General features: G+C 70.9%; 15 protein-coding genes and 3 pseudogenes. 9 read left to right on the forward strand and 9 right to left on the reverse strand.

The genetic code is table 11. From position 1 onward, the window contains the following. Positions 1-201: 201 nt before the first annotated feature. On the reverse strand, positions 202-1,638 hold the full coding sequence (locus D8M39_RS06665; RefSeq protein WP_126874679.1) for an LGFP repeat-containing protein: 1,437 nt from the start codon (positions 1,636-1,638) through the stop codon (positions 202-204). A 383-nt stretch (positions 1,639-2,021) separates the two neighbouring features. After that, a complete protein-coding gene (locus tag D8M39_RS06670; RefSeq protein ID WP_161971383.1) occupies positions 2,022-2,843 on the reverse strand; it encodes an arylamine N-acetyltransferase in 822 nt (273 codons plus the stop codon). 273 nt (positions 2,844-3,116) lie between these two features. Here D8M39_RS06670 and D8M39_RS06675 point away from each other — a divergent pair, with 273 nt between their 5' ends. Next, complete coding sequence (locus D8M39_RS06675; protein WP_094393438.1) at positions 3,117-3,878, forward strand: ABC transporter ATP-binding protein; 762 nt, start codon at positions 3,117-3,119, stop codon at positions 3,876-3,878. Further along, on the forward strand, positions 3,875-5,305 hold the full coding sequence (locus D8M39_RS06680) for a hypothetical protein (RefSeq protein ID WP_126874682.1): 1,431 nt from the start codon (positions 3,875-3,877) through the stop codon (positions 5,303-5,305). Before D8M39_RS06675 ends, D8M39_RS06680 begins: the two co-directional genes overlap by 4 nt. Positions 5,306-5,316: 11 nt before the next feature. On the opposite strand, the gene D8M39_RS06685 is transcribed toward D8M39_RS06680, so the two are convergent. After that, entirely contained in the window at positions 5,317-5,496 is a 180-nt protein-coding gene (locus D8M39_RS06685; protein ID WP_126874683.1) for a hypothetical protein, read from the reverse strand. A 489-nt stretch (positions 5,497-5,985) separates the two neighbouring features. Further along, the gene (locus tag D8M39_RS06690) at positions 5,986-7,068 is read right to left on the reverse strand and encodes a DUF808 domain-containing protein (protein WP_083482321.1); all 1,083 of its coding nucleotides are present in this window, start codon (positions 7,066-7,068) and stop codon (positions 5,986-5,988) included. A gap of 320 nt (positions 7,069-7,388) precedes the next feature. Here D8M39_RS06690 and D8M39_RS06695 point away from each other — a divergent pair. Continuing rightward, positions 7,389-8,494 (forward strand): annotated as a pseudogene (locus D8M39_RS06695) (type I restriction endonuclease). Between the two features lie 54 nt (positions 8,495-8,548). Here the strand turns inward: D8M39_RS06695 and D8M39_RS06700 are convergent. Next, entirely contained in the window at positions 8,549-9,157 is a 609-nt protein-coding gene (locus tag D8M39_RS06700) for a bifunctional 2-polyprenyl-6-hydroxyphenol methylase/3-demethylubiquinol 3-O-methyltransferase UbiG (protein ID WP_055082805.1), read from the reverse strand. A gap of 202 nt (positions 9,158-9,359) precedes the next feature. On the opposite strand from D8M39_RS06700, the gene D8M39_RS06705 reads away from it, so the two are divergent. The 3 genes from D8M39_RS06705 to D8M39_RS06715 all read left to right on the forward strand — a co-directional run bounded on the left by D8M39_RS06705 (position 9,360) and on the right by D8M39_RS06715 (position 12,061). Further along, entirely contained in the window at positions 9,360-10,109 is a 750-nt protein-coding gene (locus tag D8M39_RS06705; protein ID WP_126874684.1) for a sulfite exporter TauE/SafE family protein, read from the forward strand. A gap of 236 nt (positions 10,110-10,345) precedes the next feature. Continuing rightward, positions 10,346-11,722 (forward strand): MFS transporter, encoded by a 1,377-nt coding sequence (locus tag D8M39_RS06710; RefSeq protein ID WP_126874692.1) that lies wholly within the window; start codon positions 10,346-10,348, stop codon positions 11,720-11,722. Between the two features lie 144 nt (positions 11,723-11,866). Then, positions 11,867-12,061, forward strand: a complete 195-nt coding sequence (locus D8M39_RS06715) for a hypothetical protein (protein WP_126874685.1) — start codon at positions 11,867-11,869, stop codon at positions 12,059-12,061. A gap of 212 nt (positions 12,062-12,273) precedes the next feature. Here the strand turns inward: D8M39_RS06715 and D8M39_RS06720 are convergent, their stop codons facing one another. Together D8M39_RS06720 and D8M39_RS13195 are read right to left on the reverse strand one after the other, a co-directional pair. Beyond that, on the reverse strand, positions 12,274-13,503 hold the full coding sequence (locus D8M39_RS06720) for an MFS transporter (protein ID WP_058954526.1): 1,230 nt from the start codon (positions 13,501-13,503) through the stop codon (positions 12,274-12,276). Between the two features lie 134 nt (positions 13,504-13,637). Further along, a pseudogene (locus D8M39_RS13195) lies at positions 13,638-14,693 on the reverse strand (rhomboid-like protein). A gap of 26 nt (positions 14,694-14,719) precedes the next feature. On the opposite strand from D8M39_RS13195, the gene D8M39_RS06730 reads away from it, so the two are divergent. Then, positions 14,720-15,259: a gluconokinase gene (locus tag D8M39_RS06730; RefSeq protein WP_012399100.1), complete on the forward strand. Its 540-nt coding sequence runs from the start codon at positions 14,720-14,722 to the stop codon at positions 15,257-15,259. Between the two features lie 213 nt (positions 15,260-15,472). On the opposite strand, the gene rlmC is transcribed toward D8M39_RS06730, so the two are convergent. Next, a complete protein-coding gene (gene rlmC, locus D8M39_RS06735; protein WP_126874686.1) occupies positions 15,473-16,609 on the reverse strand; it encodes a 23S rRNA (uracil(747)-C(5))-methyltransferase RlmC in 1,137 nt (378 codons plus the stop codon). A 438-nt stretch (positions 16,610-17,047) separates the two neighbouring features. Here rlmC and D8M39_RS06740 point away from each other — a divergent pair, with 438 nt between their 5' ends. After that, positions 17,048-17,728: a hypothetical protein gene (locus D8M39_RS06740; RefSeq protein WP_238693989.1), complete on the forward strand. Its 681-nt coding sequence runs from the start codon at positions 17,048-17,050 to the stop codon at positions 17,726-17,728. A 597-nt stretch (positions 17,729-18,325) separates the two neighbouring features. Continuing rightward, entirely contained in the window at positions 18,326-20,095 is a 1,770-nt protein-coding gene (locus D8M39_RS06745) for an alpha/beta hydrolase (protein WP_238693990.1), read from the forward strand. 72 nt (positions 20,096-20,167) lie between these two features. On the opposite strand, the pseudogene D8M39_RS12620 reads toward D8M39_RS06745, so the two are convergent. Further along, positions 20,168-21,496, reverse strand: a pseudogene (locus tag D8M39_RS12620) (hypothetical protein); the annotation flags it as partial.

A 21,496-nucleotide genomic window follows, 5' to 3' on the forward strand; every position in this document is an offset into this window, starting at 1 on the left:
TCATCTGAGGCACGAAATGACCACCGGGAGACGATCCCGGTGGGCATGTCGCGCCTCAGATGTTGTCAGGGGGTCGCGGGGGGATCAGCCGGGCGACGTCGTGAATCTGAGGTGTAGAGATGACTGCCGGAAGTCAGTTCTGGCGGGCAGGTCTACACCTCACGTTGTCCCGGTGAACCGGGTGGCGACGACGGCGCCCGCTCAGCCCTTCGCCACCGTCACCTTCCCGGTGGCCCGGTGCCAGGTGACCACCCACCCGTTCGAGAACTTCTGCGCCACTCCCCCGTTCACGGCGTACTCCTCCGTGGTGGGGAAGCCCCAGCCGTGCTCGTGGCCGGCCTTCTGCCACGCGGTCCCGATGCCGCCGCTGAGTTTCACCGCGTGGGTGCCCGTGCGCGGGGAGTAGATCGCCCGGACGCGCGCGGTGCCCCGGTGGAAGTCCTGGTACGCACCGTTGGCGAGGGCGCGTTCGGCGATGGCCGGGTAGCCCCACCCGCGCTCCAGGTCTGCGGCGCGGTAGGCGTTGCCGATGCCCGTGCCCCACTTCACCGGGTGCGCCCCCGTCTGCGAGCTCCAGTAGTAGGTGCAGTTCTTGGTGAAGCCCTGGTACACACCGCCGAGCAGTCCCGTGGGCTTCTCCGCCGAGGTGGGTTGCCCGTACGTCGCGGCCCCGCCCGTGGCCAGGTAGTCCGCCCGGATGGCGCCGCGCAGCAGGGCGGAGGGGGACGACGTCGTCGGGGCGGGCGGCAGCGTCGCCAGGCCCTTCGAGATCAGGCCCACGATGTCGTAGTCGTCGTGGCTGAGCCCCGGCAGCGTGGTGAGGGTGGTGCGCGTGAAACCGTCCTTGGCGTAGCGCTGCCTGCCCTGGGCGGCGGTGGCGGATGCGGACCACGTGGCCGGGGTGGTGCTGCCCGCCACGTCCTTCGACCCCGCGTACCAGGTCACCGGCAAAGACCGGACGGTGGCATCCGGCGCGGTCTGCATGCCGCTGGAGCCGCCACCGCCGATGATCGTGGCGCCTCCGCCGCGGATCCAGTTCTGACGGTCCGCCAGCAGCTCGTACGTGAGGAACTCCGCCCCGCCCGAGTAGCCGGCCAACCAGGTGCGGGAGGCGTCCAGGCCATAGCTGAACGCGAGGGAGCCCTGGAGGGCGCGGAACCAGTCGCCGTTGGCGTCCGCGTCCTCCCACCAGGTCACACCGTTGCCGGATGCGTCCTTGTCCGGGGAGATGGGGACCACCAGGACCATGTTCTTCTTCCGGGCCTCCGCCGCCATCGCCTTGAGGTGCGTTCCCCCGGGGTTGTGGACCCAGGTCTCCTTGACGCTCGTGTAGTCGCCGCCCAGGTAGTACAGCACGCCCACGGCTCTGGAGCGGTCGATGCCGTCCGCGTAGACGTGGTACGTGGAGGTTTTCCCCGCGCCGGTGAAGGAGCGGTGGTAGCCGGTGGTGGGCAGCGCCGCTGCTCTGGGGGCCGTTGCCTGCGGCAGGCGGGCCGACGACGCCGCGGCACCCGCGGGTGCCGCAGTGACCTGGGCGGTGCTCGCCGCCGCGGGAGTCGTCAGGGCTGGGGAGAGCGCCGTGACGGCGCCCAGGACCAGGGCCGCCGCGGGCACGGCGAGATGACGTGAGAAATGCATGGGGGTGCTTTCTGAGGGGGGATGTGCTGCTGTGCCACGCCCGGTCAGCTCGGTTCCGGGCACGGCAGTGGCCACGCATCCGGGGGAGGAATGCCTGGCCAGTGGACGATCATGCCAGCCGGGGGCCCCGCACGCACGGAGACGCCCCGGTGAGCACCCTGAATCTGAGGAGTAGCACTGCCCTCCGGAACGGCCTTCGGGAGGGCAGCTCTACTCCTGAGAGTGTGCAGCCGAGGAGGGCACGACGGCGCGGGGTCAGGATGCTGGGGCGGCGACGCCACGGTGCCGCCGCAGTGGTGTCGCTGCGCCGTCGTCGCTGCTGGTACCTGTGCCGCTGCGGGTGCCGGTGCCGGTGCCGGTGCCAGTGCCAGTGCGGCTGCAGGTCAGCCTCGCAGGCCCGCCACGATCCGAGCGAGCTCCTCGGCCTCCGCGTCCGAGATCCTCACGTCCAGCTCCCGCGCGAGGCTGACCACCCGGTCCACCCCGAGGTCCTCGTGCAACGTCCGCTCCCCCGGCCGCCGCACGGTCACCCCGCCCTCGGTGACGGTCACGTGCCCCTGCGGGGTGTGGCGCATGACCATGAGGTGCTGGCGGAAGACGGAGTCCTCGCCGGTGGAGGTCATCAGGTGGCCCATCCGGACGTCTGCCGGGTGCACCGTGGACTCGTCCAGCACGTGCTCCATCTCCCCGTCACGGTTGAGGGAAAACAGCGGCCAGCCCTCGTCCGGGACCCGGCCCACGGAGAAGGTACGGTCCCCCTCCACGCGGCGAGCGCCGTCGTCGAGGGCAACAGGGCCCGTGATGCTGAAGCCGAAACCGGGGTCGCACAGGTACCGGGCGCCGTCGAGGTCCACGAGGACCGTCATGTGGGTGCGCGCACTCTGCAGCGAACGGACCCGGCCCAGCGCGCGGCGCACCGAGAAGCCGAGCGTCTGCAGGGCGGCGGCGAAGAGCTGCGAGTGCTCGAAGCAGTACCCGCCGCGGCGGCGCACCACGATCTGGTCGAACACGGTGGCCGGCTCCACACCCGGGTGCTCACCCAGCAGCACCTCCACGTTGCTGAACGGGAAGGTGGACACGTGCGCGCGGTGCAGGCGTTCGAGCAGCTCGAGGCTCGGCGGCGCGGGCTCCACCCCGAGCGCCGCAAGGTAGGCGGGCACGTCGACGGCGTCGATCTGCCACTCCTGGGCGGTGGTGTCTGTCATACGATTCCCCTCCCTCGTATACCCGGTTGCTCCCAAGGCCAACATCACGGTTCGATATGTCATCGTGGCACACCGGGATGCCGTGGCCTCCGCCCCGTTCCCACGACCTCCAGTAAGGTGGCCCGCATCCGTCCCCTCGCACCCAGGAGGAACGAATGTCGAAGCGAGTCGTGAACCCCGGCGCTACCGGCGAGGGTCGCCGATTGACCATCCGGTGGCTCGAAGTGCGGGGTACCCGTCCACCATTGAAGGTGGGCATGAGTGCCCAACTGCATGAATCGAAGCAGGACCCGCGTGCCTGAGAATCCCACCCCGCGCCGGGCCACCGATGGCAGGGACAACAACACTGCGACGGGCACTCCTCTGCTCGACGTGAACAGCGTGACGTGCGGATACGAACGTGCGCCGCTCGTTGAGGACGTGACGTTCCGACTCGTGCGCGGTGAGGCAATAGTTCTCACTGGACCCAATGGCGCGGGGAAGTCGACGCTGCTGCGTACTCTCGCTGCACAGCAGCGCGCGCTCTCCGGCGAGCTCAGACTCTCTGGACGTCCCATGATCGAGAACTCCCTCTTCTACCGGCAGAACGTCAGTTCGCTCTTCGACGAGGACGCCTTTCTGCCCGGTCTTACGGTTCGACAGCACCTGCAGCTCGTCGCGCGAGGACACCGAATGCCCGAACCGGACACCGCCGTGGACCAGGCGCTGGATGAGTTCGGCCTCATCGAGCGTGCTGCGGTCTCCCCGTACGAGCTGTCTTCCGGTCAGAGGCGTCGAGCCCTGCTCGCGACCACCTTTCTCCGGCCGTTCGCACTGTTGATCCTCGACGAGCCCGAGCAGCGTCTGGATGGGGAGATGCGCAGTTGGCTCACAGCACGGCTCGTGGAACACAGGGAATCCGGGGCGGGAATCCTCGTGGCCACGCACGATCAGGGGCTCGCAGACGCAGTAGGAACGTCCCGTGTGGCACTCGATGCGCACGGGGGCTGGAAGCTGCACGGTTCCTCGACCAACGACCCGCACGGTTCGGCGTGAGCAGCATCCGCACGGACAGTGTCCCGACGTCCGATAGGTCATTCGACCCCGACGACTTCGTCCGCCGAGCCGCGTCAGAAATCCGGTTGCAACGCCCTCGCTCCGAGCGGTGGACCGACATCTATCTGGTGGTCGTCATCGGCGCAGCCCTGCTCGCATGGGGATGGGGGTTTGCGAACGCCCTGCATGCCCAAGTCGTGATGCTGGTTGAAGCCGCCGCCCCTTCTGGCGCACTGCACCGCGAGGCCGCGCCCTGGCTGGGCCCGGGCGCGCCAGTAGTGGGCGCTGTGGCACTGTTCTTGGGCGTTTGGGGCCTCGTTCTGCGAACCCTTCTTGCCTTCGGTCCGCTGGGAATCGACCCTGTGCGGGCTTTCTGGGTCTGGCGCCTTCCCACCCGCCCAGCAGGGCGCTGGTCCGGTACTACGTGGGTATTTCTTTCCGGCTCGCTCCTGTGCTGCGGGGGTACTGGGGTCTGCCTGGGATTCATGTTCGTGTGGCTGGGGCAAGCCCCTTGGTGGGTGGTTCTGGCGTTGCTGGCGGTGGGATGTCTGGGAGGCGTCGCCTGTTTCTTCCTCGCCGTTCGCATGCAGGCGAGGCGCGCTGAAGTTACTCGTGCAGGCGACCTTCCCGGCTGGGAGTTGCGCCGGGCGGGGACCGCCGCGCGGCACCTGCGCAACTCCGCCCTCCTCGCTTCAGGCGCGGGAATGAGAGAAGCACTGGACGCAGCAAGAGCACGACGGCAATGTGACCGGTCCGCTGCGGGAACCATCCCGCCGTGGGTGCGTGGACCGTGCCGCGCGCTGTTGTACGCCACCTATGCCGCCGAGGACGTTCCGCGCGCCGCCCGGAGTCATCTGACGGCAGTTGCAGCAGTATTACTCGCTCTCGTCCTCTTCTCCCAGACGGTTCTGCTGGCGGCATGGGCTGCGCTCCTGGTAATCGCATTCCGTGGCCTGAGGACGGGCACCGCATATACGGGCGATGTCGCGTCCGGGAGCGCCGCCGAGCGCTTGTTTCCCCTGACACCCACCGCGAGCGCATGGATCCACCTCACGGTGCCGTGTGTGGTGAACGCGGTCATCCTGGGAACGACGTCGCTGCTCACAGCCATCGCCTGTCAGGTCCCTGCGGTGCCCCTGGCCCTGCTCGGCCTGGCATCCGGAGTAGGAGTGGGAGCTACGGGTGTCCGACGGATGCTCTCACCCCCGCCTGATCCCGCGGAACCGCCGGCGGAAACGGTGATCGGGCCCGTGCCACGGGGCCAGTTGAGTGCCGCATTCCGGGGAGTCCCTGCGGTGCTGCTGCTTTCGGCCCTCATTGCGGTCACCCTCATGAACCCCGCGCTGTGGCCAGCCACCTTCCGCATCGCCGCAGTGCTCGTCGGCATAGCCCTGCTGCTGGCACTGAGGACTGGCCGTCGGGTGTAAACCCCCAGGGGTCAGTGCCCGGGATCGACCGTCGTCTCGGTGCTCTTGCGCCGAGCCGCCATCACACCCACACCGATGGCAATCACGATGAGCACCAGGAACACCACGTTGGAGACGGCTTCCGCGATCACGCCCGTCTGCCGCAGCACCAGCACCAGCGCCCCGCACAGCACGAGTCCCGCTACGCTCAACCAGTTCCGCATTGTCGTCTCCTCGATCATCGGCGGATGATTACCATGCCCAGACCGTGTCTCAGGACACAAGACACCGCTCGATCATGCTGCAGGCGGCGTCGAGCGTGGGAGATTCTCCTGGAACGCTGTTACCGCCCGTAGAGGAGGGTGAACACTGCGAGCAGCGCAGGGACCAACCGGACACCGATCACCGAAGTACCCACGGCCAGTCCCGTCCGGCCGTCCTGCGCCGCCAGGATCCCGCCAACCATGCCGCACACGGCGGGGAGCAGGAGCACCCAAAACGGCTTGGGTGTACCTCCGCCCTGTCAGTCGGGAAGTACGAGCGTAGTCACGATCACCGCGCCGAGGCACAGCCATGGAGCAGCCCCTCTCATTCCACGCAGGGAGGGCCCCTGTTCGTCGTTCCGCCACGTCCTGCAGCACCTCGGGAGATGCGAATTGCCAGGTTGAAAGAGGACTTGTCAGCCTACTCGTGCCCTGGAGTCAGCTGCCGTGGGTGTCTCCTCGAGCGCCTTCGTCGGGAGCATCTGCGGACGTCTCCCCCTCGCCTCCTTCGGCCATCGCACCACCGCCCCCGACGTTTTTGTGAGCGGTTACTTCGGAGGCAACTGTGACGGGGTCAGCGGTCTCATCGTGGTGCTTCTTCCCGAACGGCAGCACATGGACGATACCCACGATCACGCAGCCCCAGATGACCCCGAGCACCAGCGCGAAGAACGTCTCCACGATCCACGCGAGCGCCGGACCCACGCCCGCCACGTGGTGGACGGACTCTCCGAGGTGGTGCACCCAGTCGTAGACGGGCGTGAAGCCGAGATCGTTCATGCCCGTGAGGATGATGTGCCCGCCTACCCACAGCATGGCGAAGACGCCCACCACGGAGATGACCTGCAGCACCGCAGGCATGGCCTTGACCAGTCCGCGGCCGAACTTCTGAGCCCCCTCGGAGTCCTTCTTCGCGAGCGCCAGCCCGATGTCGTCCATCTTCACGATCACCGCCACCACCCCGTAGACGAGGATCGTGATGAAGATGGCCACCGCAACGAGGATCAGGGTGCGGGAGAGCAGCGGCTCGTGAGAGACCTCGTTCAGGGAGATGACCATGATCTCCGAGCTGAGGATGAGGTCCGTGCGGACGGCGCCGGAGACGATCTTCTTCTCGGCGTCCGGGCCGCGGTCCGCCGCCGGCTCTTCCTCTGCGTGCTTGTTGGGGGAGAAGCGCTCGATGACCTTCTCTGCGCCCTCAAAGCAGAGATATGTCCCGCCGAGCATGAGCAGCGGCGTGAGCAGCCACGGCGCGAACTGGCTCAGCAGCAGGGCCACGGGCAGGATGACGAGCAGCTTGTTGCGCAGCGAGCCGATCGTGATCTTCTTGATGATCGGCAGCTCGCGTTTGGGGCTCACGCCCTCCACGAACCGGGGTGCCACGGCGGTGTCGTCGACGACGACGCCCGCGGCCTTCGCGCTCGCCCGCCCGGTGGCACCGGCGACGTCGTCCAGGCTCGCCGCCGTCAGCTTCGCCAGTGCCGCGATGTCGTCCAGCAGTGCGGCCAGTCCAGCGGCCATCCGCTTCCCTCTTCCAGGTCGTCCACCAAGGATGTGTTCGGGACAAGACTAGAGGGTGCAGAGGACGATCAGTGGCTCGCGGTGGTGGTTCCCAGGGCGCGCGGCCGAGGACTGCCCCGTTCGTCCGGCTCCCCGCTCACTCCCTGGCCACCTCCAGCACCGCCACCAGGAAGTCCCCGCCCTCGCGCCACGGGCGCCTCCGCGCGAATTTGCTTTGGCGATCAGTATGGTGGGTTTAATTTTGCAGAGACCCCGCCCCGGTGCTCCAAGCCCGCGGTCCCGGTGAAACAAACTTACCCAACAGCCCCACGGAGGCCCCCATGGATTTCACCGAACGTCTGTCGGCTCTGGCCAACAAGGTCGCGCAGCAAAAGGCGTCCCTGGAAACGGAGGAAGCGACCAAGAACGCCTTCGTCATGCCCTTCATCTCCACGATCCTCGGCTACGACGTCTTCGATCCGTCCGAGGTGGTTCCTGAGTTCACCGCTGACGTGGGGGTGAAGAAGGGCGAGAAGATTGACTATGCGATCGTCCAGGACGGGCAGATCCAGATGCTCATCGAGTGCAAGCACGTAGGTGCCCCCCCCTCTCCCTGGAGCACGCCTCCCAGCTGTACCGGTACTTCGCGGTGACAAACGCCCGCATCGCGATCCTCACCAACGGAGCGAAGTACCACTTCTACACGGATCTCGACGCTCCCAACCGCATGGACGCGAAGCCGTTCCTGGTGCTTGATCTGCTCGACATCGACACCACTGTGATTCCGGAGCTGCAGAAACTCAGCAAGACCGAGTTCGACCTCGACTCCATCATCAGTGCGGCCGGCGAATTGAAGTACGTGGGGGAGATCAAACGCGCAATCGCCGCGGAGTTCCGGGACCCCTCCGTCGACTGGATCAGGTTCTTCACGAACCGGGTCTACGAAGGCTCGTTCACCCAGAAGACCCGCGACCAGTTCACCCCGTTGGTCGTCAAGGCCTCGCAGCAGTTCCTCAACGAGCAGGTCAACAACCGCCTGACAACCGCTCTCGGCGCCAGCTCCGTCGCGCCGGTGCTCCCACAGGAAGACGGCGCGGCGGTGGAACTCACCAGTCGGCCTGAGGCGGAGAAGGACCTGCAGGAGAGCGAGGACGGGATCATCACGACCGCCGAGGAACTCACGGCGTTCAACATCGTGCGAGCGATCGTGTGCAACCAGGTCGACATCTCTCGCGTCTCGTACCGGGATGCCAAGAGCTACTGCGCCATCCTCCTGGATGACAACAACCGCAAGACGATCGCTCGGCTCCACTTCAACCGCAGCCAGAAATACGTCGGCATCCTCGATGAGAACAAGGCCGAGACCCGCCACGCAGTGGATGCTCCTGAGCAGATCTACGAACTCAGCGAGACCCTCCGTACCACGGTGGAGCGTCTCCTGTCCTGATACTCGCATGGAAGCGTTCCCTCGCCGCAGAGCACGGGGAGGGAACGCGTTCTTTCATACTGTTCTGGCCACCCCCAGCACCGCCACCAGGAAGTCCCCGCCCTCGCGCCACGGGCGCAGGTCCCAGCTGCTCAGGGTGACCTCGGGTGCGAGACCGGCCGCGGCGGCGTCGTCGATGAACTCTGGAACCGGGTAGCCGCGGCCCGTCCCGAAGCCCACGACGGCGCGACCCTCCGGTGCCAGGTGCGCCCGGAAGCCGCGCAGCACGTCCCGGCGGGTGCTCTCGGCGAGGAACGTGACCACGTTGCCCGCGCACACGATCGCGTCGAAGGGCGCACCGAGGTCGAGGTCCGGGAGGGTTGCCAGGTCGGCCACCTCGTAGCGCGGACCGGGGTGGTCCCGCTTCGCTGCGGCGATCAGGGCGGGGTCCACGTCCACGCCGGTGACGTGGTGCCCCACCCCATGCAGGTACCCGGCGAGCCTGCCCGGGCCGCAGCCGGCGTCCAGGACGCGGGCGCCGCGCGGCAGCATCGCGTCCACCAGCCGAGCCTCCCCCACGATGTCCTGCCCCTCAGCGGCCATCGTCCGGAACCGCTCCACGTACCACTGCGAGTGCCCGGGGTTGCGCTCCACCTGTGCCATCCACTTGCTCTGTTCCACCATGGCTCCAGGCTATGATCGCCCCGGGGACGTGGGGAGGGCTGGGATCACACCCTACGGTGGAAACTCCGTCCACCGGGCCGCTCCCCTGCGACGGCGTGGGATGATCGTCCCCTCACATGCGACGGAGCTCCCCGAACCACACCGCCCCAGCGGACGGCGCGCCCCAGAATCCGCGCGCACGCACCCCTTCGAAGGAGCCCCCATGACCGTCCTGCTCGCCGCGCTGGCCGCGGTCCTCGTGGGCACGGTGCTGCAGCGCGTCTCCGGCACGGGGGTGGGGCTAGTGGTGGCCCCGGTGCTGTCCCTGCTCATGGGTCCGGGCGCCGGCGTGCTCGCCACCAACGCCGCGACCACGTGCTCCGGGTTCCTCATCACGCTCTCGGTGCGCCGGCTCGTGGAGTGGCGCCATGCGGCGGTGCTGGTGACCTCCGCACTGCCAGGCATCGTGGCGGGCGCACTCGTGGTGCGCTGGGTGCCGAGCGCCTGGCTGCAGGTCGCGGTGGGCGCCGTGGTGCTCGCGGCGCTGACCATCACCCACTTCTCCCCCGCCACCCCGCGTGCCTCCCGCCGGGCCGCGGTGGTCCCGGCCGGTCTGATCGGCGGGTTCTTCAACTCCACCGCGGGTGTCGCCGCGCCCGCCATGGTCGTCTACTCGCGCGTGACGCGCTGGGACCAGGTGCGCTTTGCGGCCACCATGCAGCCCGTGTTCATGAGCATGGGCATCCTCTCCACCGTGTCCAAGCTCGCCGCCGGGGTGCACTTCACGCTGCCTGTCCCAGCCCTCGCCGCCCTCGCGGCGCTGGTGGCCACCGTCCTCGCGGGCATCGTCGCCGGGACCTGGCTCGCCCAGCACCTTTCGAAGGCGACGGCTCAGAAACTGGCGATGGCGCTCGCCGCCGCCGGCGGCGTCGTCGTCCTGGTCCGTGGGGCGGCCACCCTGCTCCTCGGCTGAAGCGCCCGTCGCGCCGCGGATGCGCGTCATGACGCGCACGTCTCCCACGCGCGATCCTGCCACAGGCAAGGCGTTTCTGTGAAAAACCTGGGTACGATGGCCATTCTTCCCACCGGGCCCCGGAACGGCCCACGACCACCCGAGAGTTGGACCGGATGCCCCCTGACGCCCCCAGCCCGCAGACCACTGTCGCGGACACCGCCGCTGCCAGGACCATGTCGCCGCTCACGCGGTGGATGGCCGCTCCGTCGCCCGCCCCGCGCCTTCCCGAGGACGAGGTCCAGCGGCGCTATCCCCGGCTGCGACTGCAAGTGTTCATCGGGATCTTCCTGGGCTACGCGGGCTTCTACCTGATCCGCAACAACATTTCGCTCATCGCACCGCTGCTGCTGGAGCAGGGCACCATCAACACGGTGGGCATCGGCATCATCGGCAACGCCGTGCTGCTGGCCTATGGGTTCTCCAAGTTCTTCTCCGCAACCATCTCGGACCGTTCCAACGCCCGGTACTTCCTGCCGATTGGCCTGGCGCTGTCCGCGGTGGCCAACCTGGTGGTGGCGTTCGTCCCCGCCGTCTCCGCCTCGGTGGCCCTGTTCGCCACGGTGATGTTCCTCAACGGCTGGGTGCAGGGCATGGGGTGGCCCCCATGCGGGCGCGTGCTCGTGCACTGGTTCTCCACGAAAGAGCGCGGGTGGAAGACGGCCATCTGGAACACTGCGCACAACGTGGGCGGCATGGGCGTGGGCGCGCTGGCGGCCCTGGGCCTCGCCATTACCGGCGGCTCCTGGCAGTCCGCCTTCTGGGTCCCCGCGGTCGGCGCCCTGGTAGTGGCCGTGCTCGCGTTCGTCATGGTCCGGGACCGCCCCGAGGCCGTGGGCCTTCCCCCCATCGAGGAGTACCGCGACGACCCCGCCAAGGTGGAGGCGGACGCGAGCGAGCTGGAGGGCTCCTCCTACTGGGGCATCGTCGTCAAGCACGTGCTGCTCAACCCCACCATGGTGTTCCTGGCACTGGCAAATGTGTTCATCTACTCGCTGCGCTACGGCGTGCTGAGCTGGGCGCCCACCTACCTGGCCGAGCACCACGGCATGTCCCTGGCGCAGGGCATCGCGGGCTTCTCCCTGTTCGAACTCGCCGGCATCTTCGGCACGCTGGCCTGCGGCTGGGTCTCGGACAAGGTCTTCCGCGGCAACCGCAGCTGGACGGGCATCACCTTCATGGTGGGCGTGGGCGTGTTCCTGGTGGCCTACTGGCTCACCCCGGTGGGCACCCCGTACTGGCTGCTCATGGTGTTCCTGTTCTTCATCGGCGCCTTCATCTACGGTCCGGTCATGATCATCGGTCTGCAGGCCCTGGACATGTCCGCGCGCCACGTGGCCGGCACTGCGGCCGGGTTCACCGGGCTGTTCGGCTACGTCTTCGGCGCCACCCTGGCCTCCACGGGCGTGGGCTGGGTCGTGCACGAGTTCGGGTGGGGCGCCACCTACGGGCTGCTCACCCTCTCGGTGGTCCTCACGGTGGTGCTGCTGCTGTTCGTGCTGCCCCGGGAGCGCCAGCTCATGGCCCACCACCGCTCCCTGAGCGGCTCGGACGCCCAGGACACCCGCTCCTGAGCCTGCCCGGGGTCGGACGGCGCGCGGCCCGTCGCGCCGTCCGGCCCCGCCCACGCACCATCCCTCACCGCACCGCGGACGACGCCGCCCGGTCCGGTTCCGCACGCCGCGTCCGGGACCCCGGCCACCTCAGGATCAATGGGCATGACAGCACCGAGCGCCCCGCGCCCCGCATTCACCGCACTTGTGCGTGCCGAGGACCCCGCACGGCACTGCTCCTGGCACGCCCGGGACACCGTGGCGGTGCTGGCCGTCCCCGCCATCTTCGCCGCGGGGTGGCTGGGCTCCGCCCTGGGGTCCTCCACCGTCCCTGGGCCCCACGGTCACGGCGCTCATTGAGGACTTCACGTTCCGCCACGCTCTGCTGCTGCGGCTGCCCGTGTGGGGCAGGGCTGAGCCGCCCGCCCTGAGCGGCTCCGGCACGGCCGGCCCGGTGACGCCGCCGACCCAGGTTCCGGGCCACGCCCGCGCGGAGGCCCCACGGTCGACGACGCCGCACGCCCCCGTGACCCGCGCAGGGTCCGGGAGCGTGCGGCGTCGTTGCGTCGGGGTCAGGGGCGGGCGGCGTCGTTCGCCTCGAGCAGGTCGAGGTCGCGCACCTCGTGGCGGCGGCCGTAGGCCATGATCCCCAGGCACAGTGCGGCGATCACCGCGCCCGAGACGAACAGCCACGGGTAGCTGGTGAACTCGGAGACCAGGGCGAGCACCATGGGCACGAAGAAGCCGATGTAGGTCAGGGAGTAGAACACGGCGGTGAGCCCGGCGAGGTCGTCCGGGCGGGCGATCCGCTGGACCTCCTGCAGCCCGGACACCAGCACCAGCCCGTAGCCGCAGCCCAGCACCGCGGAGGCCAGCAGCACGAGGGCCAGGTTCAGGGTGGCCGAGGCCAGCACCGCGGCGAGCATTCCCAGGATCACCGCACCCATCCCCACGGCGAGGGAGCGGATGGAGCCGTCCCTATCAAGGCGCTTGCCCAGGGGCTGGATGAAGAACCCGAAGCCCAGCCCCACCAGGCACATCAGCCCGGAGAAGGCGATGCCGTACCGGGGGCCCACCACGTCTGCCATGAGTGCGGGCAGGATCGCGTACGCGGAGGCCGCGCAGCCGAAGACCCACGGCGCGGAGGGCGCCACCACGAACCAGAAGCGGTGCTGCCGTGTGGCGGGGATCTTCAGGTCCGCCAGCAGCGGGCCGTGGGGGGCGGTGGCGTGGCGGGTCTCGGGAGCCCCGGCCACCAGGAACACGGCGGGCAGACAGATGAGCAGGTTGATCATGTACGGCAGAACGGTCTGCAGGGGCGCGAACTGCGCGAGGGCCGCGGCCACCGCGGCCCCCAGGGCGAACCCGGCGGTCAGGGACAGCGAGGCCCGGCGGGCACCGGAGACCCGCTCCGGGTGCTCCTCGTAGGGCTTCTCCGACAGCTCCTTGATCCAGGAGGTCCCCACCGCCATGCCCAGGCCCAGGGCCAGGCCGGAGAAGACCCGGCCCACGAACAGCACGAACAGGCTCTCGGCGCCCACGGCCAGCAGGATGCTGCCCACCATGGCCAGCACCGGGGCGGGGATCATCAGGGTGCGGCGCCCGTGCCGGTCAGACAGTGGCCCGCCGATCAGCAGCGCGGGCACGATGCCCAGCACGTATGCCGCCAGCAGCATGTCCACGGCCACCTGCTGGTAGCCCTCCACCGTGCGGTACATGACCAGCAGCGGCGTGAACTCGTTGCCTCCCCACGCCACCGCCAGCAGCGCGGAGCTGACCCTCATCCAGGGCTTCGTTCTCATGCCGTCATTCCCTCGTCGTCGCCCTCGGCAGGTTCACCCGGGGCCAGTAGCCCCGGGCCCGCTCGTTCTGTGTGCATGCTAGGGCAGGGTGCGGTAGGTCACAAAACTCGTCGGTAACCTGGCGTTGCCCGGGCTCAGTGCTCCATCCGGTAGAGCTGCCGGGCGCGGACCCGCGCCTCGTGGTGCACCGCGGCCTCCGGGCGCACGAGCGGGTAGGAGGCGAAACCGAGCACGGCGGCCACGCAGTGCCCGATGGAGGACCAGTCGAGGTCCAGCAGCAGGCCCGCCGCGAGCAGCCCGACCAGCCCCCCGGCCCACAGCAGCCGACGGCGCAGCGGGCCCCGGTAGGTGGCCAGCGCGGCGAGCGCGCAGAACCCGTAGCTCGCACCCACGTCGATCAGCACGGGGGACGGCACGGGCAGCTCCGCGGTGCGGAACAGCCACACCTGCAGGTAGGCGACCGCCACGGTGGCACCGACGTGGCCCAGGACGAAGCCGGCCAGGACGCGCTGCTACCCGAAGCGGCGCTCCATGGGTGCGACCACCAGGCTGAAACCCACCCACCAGATCAGCAGCTCCGCGGGGGACACGTACATGGCGCTGCGCACCAGCACAGTCACGTGGTTGGTGCTGAGCTCGTGCAGGTTGGTGGACTGCTCCGCAAGGAACGCCTTGCGCAGGGGTTCCGAGGTGTTGGCCAGCAGCCACGTGGTGAACGGGAGCAGCACCAGGTACAGGTACGTGAGGGGCGCGTGGCGCACCCTGTCCTTGAGGGGCTCCCCCCGGCGCAGCCACCACGCGCTGATGCGGCGGAAACCGGGCCACGAGTGGTCCACGGCGTAGAGGAACCCCACCGCCAGCAGCACGATCGCGAGAGTGATCACTGGGCAAGTATGCGCTCGTGGTGCGCGCCCCGGCACCGGAGTGCCCCGCCCGGGACACCGCGCCTCCCGCGGCGCGGCCAGGACGGTGGGCCGTCGGGGAGCGGAGGGCGTGCACGGGACGGCCCGGCGGCGCGGTCGCCCCGTCCCGTTCGGACACGCCCGTCTCGCACGGAGGCCCCCCGGCGTGGCAGGGTTACCGGGTGACCTCGTGGTCACGCACCGTCTGAGAGGAACACCGTGAACGACGACGACGTCCGCACCGGCCCCGCGCCCCGGGACCCTGCCGCACAGGGTCCGGCCGCACACCCGGCACCCACCACGGGGGCCGGGGCATGAGCCCGGCGCGCGAGCCGCTGCCGCCGCTCGTGGTGGTCATGGGGGTCTCCGGTTCCGGCAAGACCACCATCGGCACGCTCGTGGCGCACGAGCTGGGGGTCCAGTTCATCGACGGGGACAGCCTGCACCCCCTGGAGAACGTCCAGAAGATGGCCGCGGGCACCCCGCTGGACGACGACGACCGCTGGCCGTGGCTCGAGATCGTGGGGCGCACCCTGCACGAGCACGGCGAGCGCCGCGAGGGCCTCGTGGTGGCCTGCTCCGCGCTCAAGCGCGCCTACCGCGAGCGCATCCGCTCCCAGGCCCCGTCCGCACTGTTCTTGCACCTGGACGGCACCCTGGAGGTGCTGACCCGCCGCATCGAGGGGCGCAGCGGGCACTTCATGCCGGCCGCGCTGCTGGAGTCCCAGATCGAGACGCTGGAGCCGCTCGCCCAGGAGGAGGGCGGGTACGTGCTCAACATCGACCAGCCCGTCGCGGACATGGTGGACGACGCCGTCACCCGCCTCCGCGCGCTCGTGGCCGCGCAGTCCTGAGCACTCGGGCCTGAGCACCCTGCCCTGGACACAGGGGCCCGGCCGGATCGTCCTGGCCGGGCCCTCCCTGTGTGATGCCGCGGACCAGCGCCGCGGGGCCAGCCGGGCAGTCCGGCTCGGTGGCGAGGCGCGAGCCGCCGCCCGACCGGGGCGCGGCGGGGTCACCCGGGCCCGGCGGCGTCGTCCCCCTGCCGGCACCGCCCGCGCGACCGCTCAGTCGCGCCGCAGCAGCACTGCGGCCTCGTAGTGGCCGGTGTGGGGGAACATGTCCAGCAGCCTGGCCTCCACGGGCCGCAGGGACGGCATCCGCCGCAGGTCCCTCGCCAGGGTCTTCGCGTTGCAGGACGAGTAGACGGCGTGGCCCACGGCGGACCCTTCCAACCACGCGCACAGGGAGGCGTCCAGACCGCGGCGCGGCGGGTTCACGATCGCGAGCTCCGGGGTGCCGGGCAGGTCCGCGGGTGTCGCGGCGGCGTCGTCGGCAAGGAAGCGAACGGAGCCGGGGCCGGCCTCCGGCAGTCCCATGGCGCGGGCTGTGTCCCGGGCGGAGGCCACGGCCTCCGGGGAGATCTCGGTGCCCACCACCTCGCGGGCGGGGTCCGCCACGTGCAGGGCGAATCCGCCCACCCCGCAGTAGAGGTCCCACACGCTCACGGGATCCGCGGCGCTGACCCACTCGGCCACCTGGGCGTAGAGCCGCTCCGTGACCGCGGTGTTGGTCTGGAAGAAGGAGCGCGGGCGCACCCGCAGGCCGATCCCGTTGACCGTCATGACCAGTTCGGACCGCTCGGTCAGCAGGATCTCCTCGGGTCCCTCGATCACGGCCTTGTGCTCCGGCTGCAGGTTCACGGAGACGACGTCCGCCGCGGGCACGAGCTCGTGCAGCAGGTCCATGTTCTCGCGGATCTTGGGCAGCTGGCGGGTGCTGCGCAGCATGAAGCGCACCATGAGCCGCCCCTCGGGGCTGCCGGTGACCACCACGTGCTTGAGCTCGCCGCGCCGCTTGGCGACGTCGTAGGGCAGCAGCCGCACCCGCGAGATGAACTCCCCGAGCGCGTGCAGGGCGCGGGTGACCGGTGCGGGGTACAGCGGGCAGTCCCGAAGGTCCGTGCCGCGGGTGCCGTCCAGGATTCCGAGGGTGGGCGCGCCCACCTCCCCCGCGACGACCATCTTGGCCTTGTTGCGGAACCCCGCCTCCGCGGACGCCACCGGCGCCAGCCAGCGTGGGCTCCCGAGCGGGTCCACCAGCCCCCGGACCAGCTCCTGCTTGCGCTCCAGCTGCCGCCCGTAGGCCACCTCGATCGCGGTGCACGAGTGGCACAGGTCCCGGTTGTAGTATCCGCACTCCATCCGCCCGAGTGTACGGCGCAGGGCCGGTGGGACCGGGACGCCGCCCGCGCCTGGCATTCGCCCCGGGATCGTGGCACGGTGACATGGACCTCCGCCCCCCTCTCCCAGCACAGGACAATCACCATGAGCACCCCGCGCCCCACCCCCGCCGTGATGCGCGGCCGCACGGACCCCGCCCGCAGCGTGCGCCCGGTGGACTATACGTCGTGGCGCCCGTCCCCCGCCGCTGCCGGTGAGCAAGGCGCGGGCGGTGCGGAGCCGGCGTCGTCGTCCAGCGGTGGGCAGGTCCCCGGTGGCGCGCACAGACCATCCCCGCCCGCGGGTGGGCCCCGGCCGAAGGGTGCGCGCACGACGCCGCCCGCATCCTCCGGTGGGCAGCCCCCGGCTGACCGCAGGGCGCCGGGTGGAACCCCGAAACCGGGGCCGGGCCCACGGTCCGTGCCTTCTGCGGGCGCCGACCGGACGGAGACCGCAGGAAACGCGGACGGGACGACGACCCCGCAGCTCACCGTGGACCCGCAGCTTGCCCGGTTCGTGGAACGGCTGCGGGCGGGGATGGCCCCGGAGACCGGCACACCCGAGAACGCGTTCTACACCGTGGACTCGGCCGCCACGGAACCGTCCGCACTGGACGTCCCCGCCGAGGGGGTCCACGCGCAGGGAGTCTGGGACGTCAGCGAGCAGGCGCTGCGGGCTGTGGTGGCCCAGCCCGAGGACACGTGGACCGCGGACCTGGGACGCACCGACTACTACGTGCGCGGGCAGCTGTGCGTGCAGGTGATGCGCGCGGAGCACCGCGTGGTGGGGATCTACCGCAGCGGCTGGGCGATCGCCCGGCGCCCGGACGAGACCTGGGCGGATACCGCCGACTCCCTCGAACGCACCGGCGCGAAGCCGGGCGGCGGGGGCACCCGCTACCCCACGAACCGTCGGGAGCTGCTCGAGCGGCTGCGCGGCGCGGGCTTCGAGGTCACCACTTCCGGGCCCACCCACGGGAAGATCACCCACCCGGACGCCCCCGGCCGGTTCCTGCCGTTCTCCTCCACGCCCTCGTCCCAGCGCTACGGCCGCCACGTGGTCACCGCGGTCAAGCGCGTCTTCGGGATCGACGTGCGGTGAGACGGGAAGGGCCCGGAGGAACGTCGTGCTCCTCCGGGCCCTTCGAGGTCGCCGCTCTCCGCCCGGGGTGGGGCAGCGCGGCCGTGTCGTGGATCAGATGGTGGATGCCGACTCCTCCTATCGACGGCCCCGGCGATCGTCACGGAACGGATGCCCTCGCCGCCCCGTGTTCGACGCCAGCAACGGGCCGATCAGCGCCCACTGCGCATCTGCCAGACGACGAGTTGGAGAAGCAACAGCAGCAGCCACACGCCCACAATCGCGCGTCAATCAGCAAACTCATGGGAGACACCCCAGGTGACTGCCGCACACACGAGGGGCGGTCACTCGGCGATGCCACCCGCCGGCTCGGGCACGAGAACGGGATCCGTGGAAGGGCTCCCCGGGAGGTACCCGAAGGCGGGGTCCGAGGGCACCCTGTGCGGGTGCACACCAAAGTGGGGGCGAGGACAGGGCGGCCCCGGCTCGCCCCCGGCCGCTAGGATGAGGACAGAAATGTGCTGTCGGGAGCGAGTTTTCACGGCCCCGGGGGAGATCGGTGAGGGGTCACCGACGGCGGGGTCTCGACGCACCACGATCACGGGGGAGAAACCATTGTTGACGCTTTCAGGTCTCGGCCGCGCCCTGCGGCCCGTGCACGGCTCGGGGACGGACGGGGCAGCCGTCGTCGAGACACCCGTGAGCCACGGCTGGATCCCCGCGGGGGACCGTCTGCTCGCGGTCGACGTCCACGAGCCCGCCGCGCCGGCGCGTGGCGCGAGCATCGTGCTAGCCGCCCCTCCCGGGCGTGAGCGCGTCACGCTGACCCGCACGGTCCTGCACACCGCGCGCGCCCTGGCCGCGGACGGCTGGTGCGTGGTGCGCTTCGACTGGTCCGGTACCGGGCAGAGCCCCGCCTCCAAGGACGTGACGGACGCACAGCACTGGTCCGAGGACCTGACCGCGGTGCGCGACTGGGCGGGCCAGGGCCAACCGGTCCACGGTGTGGGCATCGGCGTGGCCGGCGCCTACCTGGCGGCGGACGATGACGAGGGCTGGGCGCAGCGCGTGGTGATGGCGCCGGTGTCCGGCAAGCAGTGGCTGCGCCACCAGAGCGCGCTGCGCCGCATGGCCGGGCAGAGCCTGCCCCCGCGCGTTGCGGGGGGCACCGAGCTACTCGACCTGCACCTCACGGCGGAGGGAGCCGCGGCCGTCAAGACCGTCCCCGCTCCCGCGGCGGACCCGGCGCGGGGCATCAGCATCCTGGGCGAGGAGGAGACCGGCCCCCTCCCGCTCAACGTCCACCCGCGGGTGGCCACCGTGCCGCCCGGCGTGACGGGCGCCGTCGTCGCTGCCCTGTCCGAGCACGCACCCGCCCACAACGAGGGCACCACTGCGCCGGAGCCCGCGCAGCAGGCCACCGTGGAGATCGGCGGCACCACCGTGCGGCTGCGGCGGATCGAGGTGGGCGCGGACCGCCGCCCGGGAATCGTCACCGAGCCGCTGGAGCGCGCCGCGGACGCCCCCGGGCTCGGCCTGGTCTCCCCCGGCTCGGACGCCATGGAGGCGGCGGGCGGGCTGTGGCTGGACACCGCGCTGCTGGCGTCCTCCCACGGAGCCGTGTGCGTGCTCGCAGAGCGCACGGACACCGGAGAGCTGGTCCGCTCGGACCGCACCCGCAACTCGAACCCCTACGACCGCCGCACGGTGGCCGAGTGCCGGGAGCTCATCCTGCTCGTGGCCTCCCTCACGGACGGACCGGTGACCGCCGCCGGGATCTGCCTGGGGGCGTGGGGCCTGATGGCCGCCGCGCACGAGCTTCCCGCGCAGGTCAGCGCCCGCACCACCCTGCACGTGATCAACAACGTGGCGTGGCAGCGTCAGCCGTGGCGCTACTGGCGCCAGGGCCTCACGGAGGGTCCGCTGGCCCCGCGCGTGCCGGGCGAGGACCCCACCGCGGCCGCCCCCCCTGCCTCGCCCTCGACCGACGACGACGCCGCCGCACCGGGCGCCTCGACGCTCGGCTCCCTGCGCCGGACCCTGACCACCCAGGTGGGCAACGTGGCCCGCACGGTGGTCCGCGGCACCCGCGCGAAGGCGCACGCGGCGTCCCCGCGCGTGAACTCCCTCGCGGCGACCCTCGGGATCATCGACGTCCCGCGGCCCGAGCTGCGCCGCCTGGACCGGGTCCCGGGTCTCACGGTGAACGCGGTCTTCGGCGCGCTGGACGCCGAGTTCTGCGGTGTCGAGCCCGGGCGGATCGGCCCGCGCTCCGCCGTGCTGGTGGTGGACTCGCTGGACCACTCGATGTTCTCCACCGCGGCCCGCCGCGCCATGGCGGAGTTCACCGTGGAGCATCTGACGGCGTCCGCCGGCGTCTTGCGCTGAGAGCGGCGCTCCCGGGCACGGTCCAGGTTCCTGCGGCAGGGCTTTCCGCCGACCGCGGGAACCGGGACCGTCTCAGTTCTCGCTGACGGCCACCGGGTCAGCGCCGAGCGTGCGCACGCGGGTCGCCGCGCGAACGGCCCCGGTGACCTCGCCGCTCACGGGCAGCACCACGGTCTCGCCGGGGAGCACGTGCACGTAGCCGTCCTCGGCCACCGGGTCCGGCTCTCCCCAGGCGTCCGCCGCCACCGCGGTCGTCCCGGTGTCGAGTCTGTCCACGGTTGGCTGGTCCGTGCGTGCACCCGTCCCTGCGGTATCCAGGCCTGCGGCCGTCCCCGTGGCGCCTGCTCCTCCCGCCCGAACCGGTAGGTCCAGGGCCACGAAGCGGGCGAGCCCCTCGGCCGTCACGACCACACCCCATTCGTCAGGCCCCGTGCGCACCCACCGTGCGCTCAGTCCGGGGTCCGCGGCGTCGTTGCGGCGCGGCCCACCGCTGAGGTGCGCGTCCCGGGCCAGCACGCGGCCGCGGGCGTCCAGGAGAACGGCGGACACGGCGTCGTACTCCCGGTCCCCGAAGCCGTAGGCGTTGTCGAGGTCCCGGAAGGTGCCGTCCGCGAGGTCCGCGCGCACCACCGTCTCCCCGTGGGCGGGGACCATGACGGGGACGTCGACGGCGGGCTGGCTGCCCCCGCGCACGGTCGCCACGGTGAGCCGCAGGGTTGCCTCCAACGCCTCCGGCCGGTCGTTCCACACGTGCACGGGCAGCCCGTCCCCGCCCGCCGGTACAAACGAGACGGCCACCGGCGCGCAGGCGCGGCGCATGCCGTACCACGCGGCCGTCGGGCGACCGGTGACGTCCAGGACACCCCATCCAGCGCCCGGTGCCGTGGACGTCGCCGAGAGCACGAGCGCTCCCCGGCACGCCGAGTCCGCCGCGCGCCACTGCGCGAAGGTCCGCTGGACAACGTGGGCCAGCGTGGCCCGTTCGAGCTCCAGCCGCCGTGCGTGGCCGCCGATCGAGTCCTCCGGCACCGGGCGCGCGGGAACGGCGAGACCGGCGTCCGGATCGCTGTCCCGGTCCAGGAACAGGCGGTGCACGTAGGTGTTCGTGGTGTCCGCGAAGGTCCAGGCGGCACCGGGGTCCCGGGCGAGGCCGGCACGCCACGCGGCCGCCGTCTCGTCGCCGTCGAGCGGGGCGTCCGTGCCGAACTGGGCCCGCACCACCGGCGGTTCGGGCGGCACCGCGAACGCGAGCGACTCGGCGGCGAAGCGCACACCGCGCGTCACCGCGTCCTCGAGCGGACGCCCGTAGGCGCCCACCCCGAAGTAGTGGCACACGCCGTCCGCGGCGTCCACGGGAGAGCCCTGCGGCACAGCAACGGCCGACGACGTCGCCCGCTCACC

Origin of the sequence: Kocuria sp. HSID17590 (genome assembly GCF_003989485.1) — a bacterium.
Taxonomy (GTDB): domain Bacteria; phylum Actinomycetota; class Actinomycetes; order Actinomycetales; family Micrococcaceae; genus Kocuria; species Kocuria salsicia.

Bases quoted from the DNA above. Each gene is read 5' to 3' on its own strand.
- D8M39_RS06705 (WP_126874684.1), top strand. From the start codon at position 9,360: ATGACCGTCCTGCTCGCCGCGCTGGCCGCGGTCCTCGTGGGCACGGTG.
- D8M39_RS06730 (WP_012399100.1), top strand. From the start codon at position 14,720: ATGAGCCCGGCGCGCGAGCCGCTGCCGCCGCTCGTGGTGGTCATGGGG.
- D8M39_RS06670 (WP_161971383.1), bottom strand. From the start codon at position 2,843: ATGACAGACACCACCGCCCAGGAGTGGCAGATCGACGCCGTCGACGTG.
- D8M39_RS06675 (WP_094393438.1), top strand. From the start codon at position 3,117: ATGAATCGAAGCAGGACCCGCGTGCCTGAGAATCCCACCCCGCGCCGG.
- D8M39_RS06720 (WP_058954526.1), bottom strand. From the start codon at position 13,503: ATGAGAACGAAGCCCTGGATGAGGGTCAGCTCCGCGCTGCTGGCGGTG.
- D8M39_RS06700 (WP_055082805.1), bottom strand. From the start codon at position 9,157: ATGGTGGAACAGAGCAAGTGGATGGCACAGGTGGAGCGCAACCCCGGG.
- D8M39_RS06690 (WP_083482321.1), bottom strand. From the start codon at position 7,068: ATGGCCGCTGGACTGGCCGCACTGCTGGACGACATCGCGGCACTGGCG.
- rlmC (WP_126874686.1), bottom strand. From the start codon at position 16,609: ATGGAGTGCGGATACTACAACCGGGACCTGTGCCACTCGTGCACCGCG.
- D8M39_RS06665 (WP_126874679.1), bottom strand. From the start codon at position 1,638: ATGCATTTCTCACGTCATCTCGCCGTGCCCGCGGCGGCCCTGGTCCTG.
- D8M39_RS06715 (WP_126874685.1), top strand. From the start codon at position 11,867: ATGACAGCACCGAGCGCCCCGCGCCCCGCATTCACCGCACTTGTGCGT.
- D8M39_RS06710 (WP_126874692.1), top strand. From the start codon at position 10,346: ATGGCCGCTCCGTCGCCCGCCCCGCGCCTTCCCGAGGACGAGGTCCAG.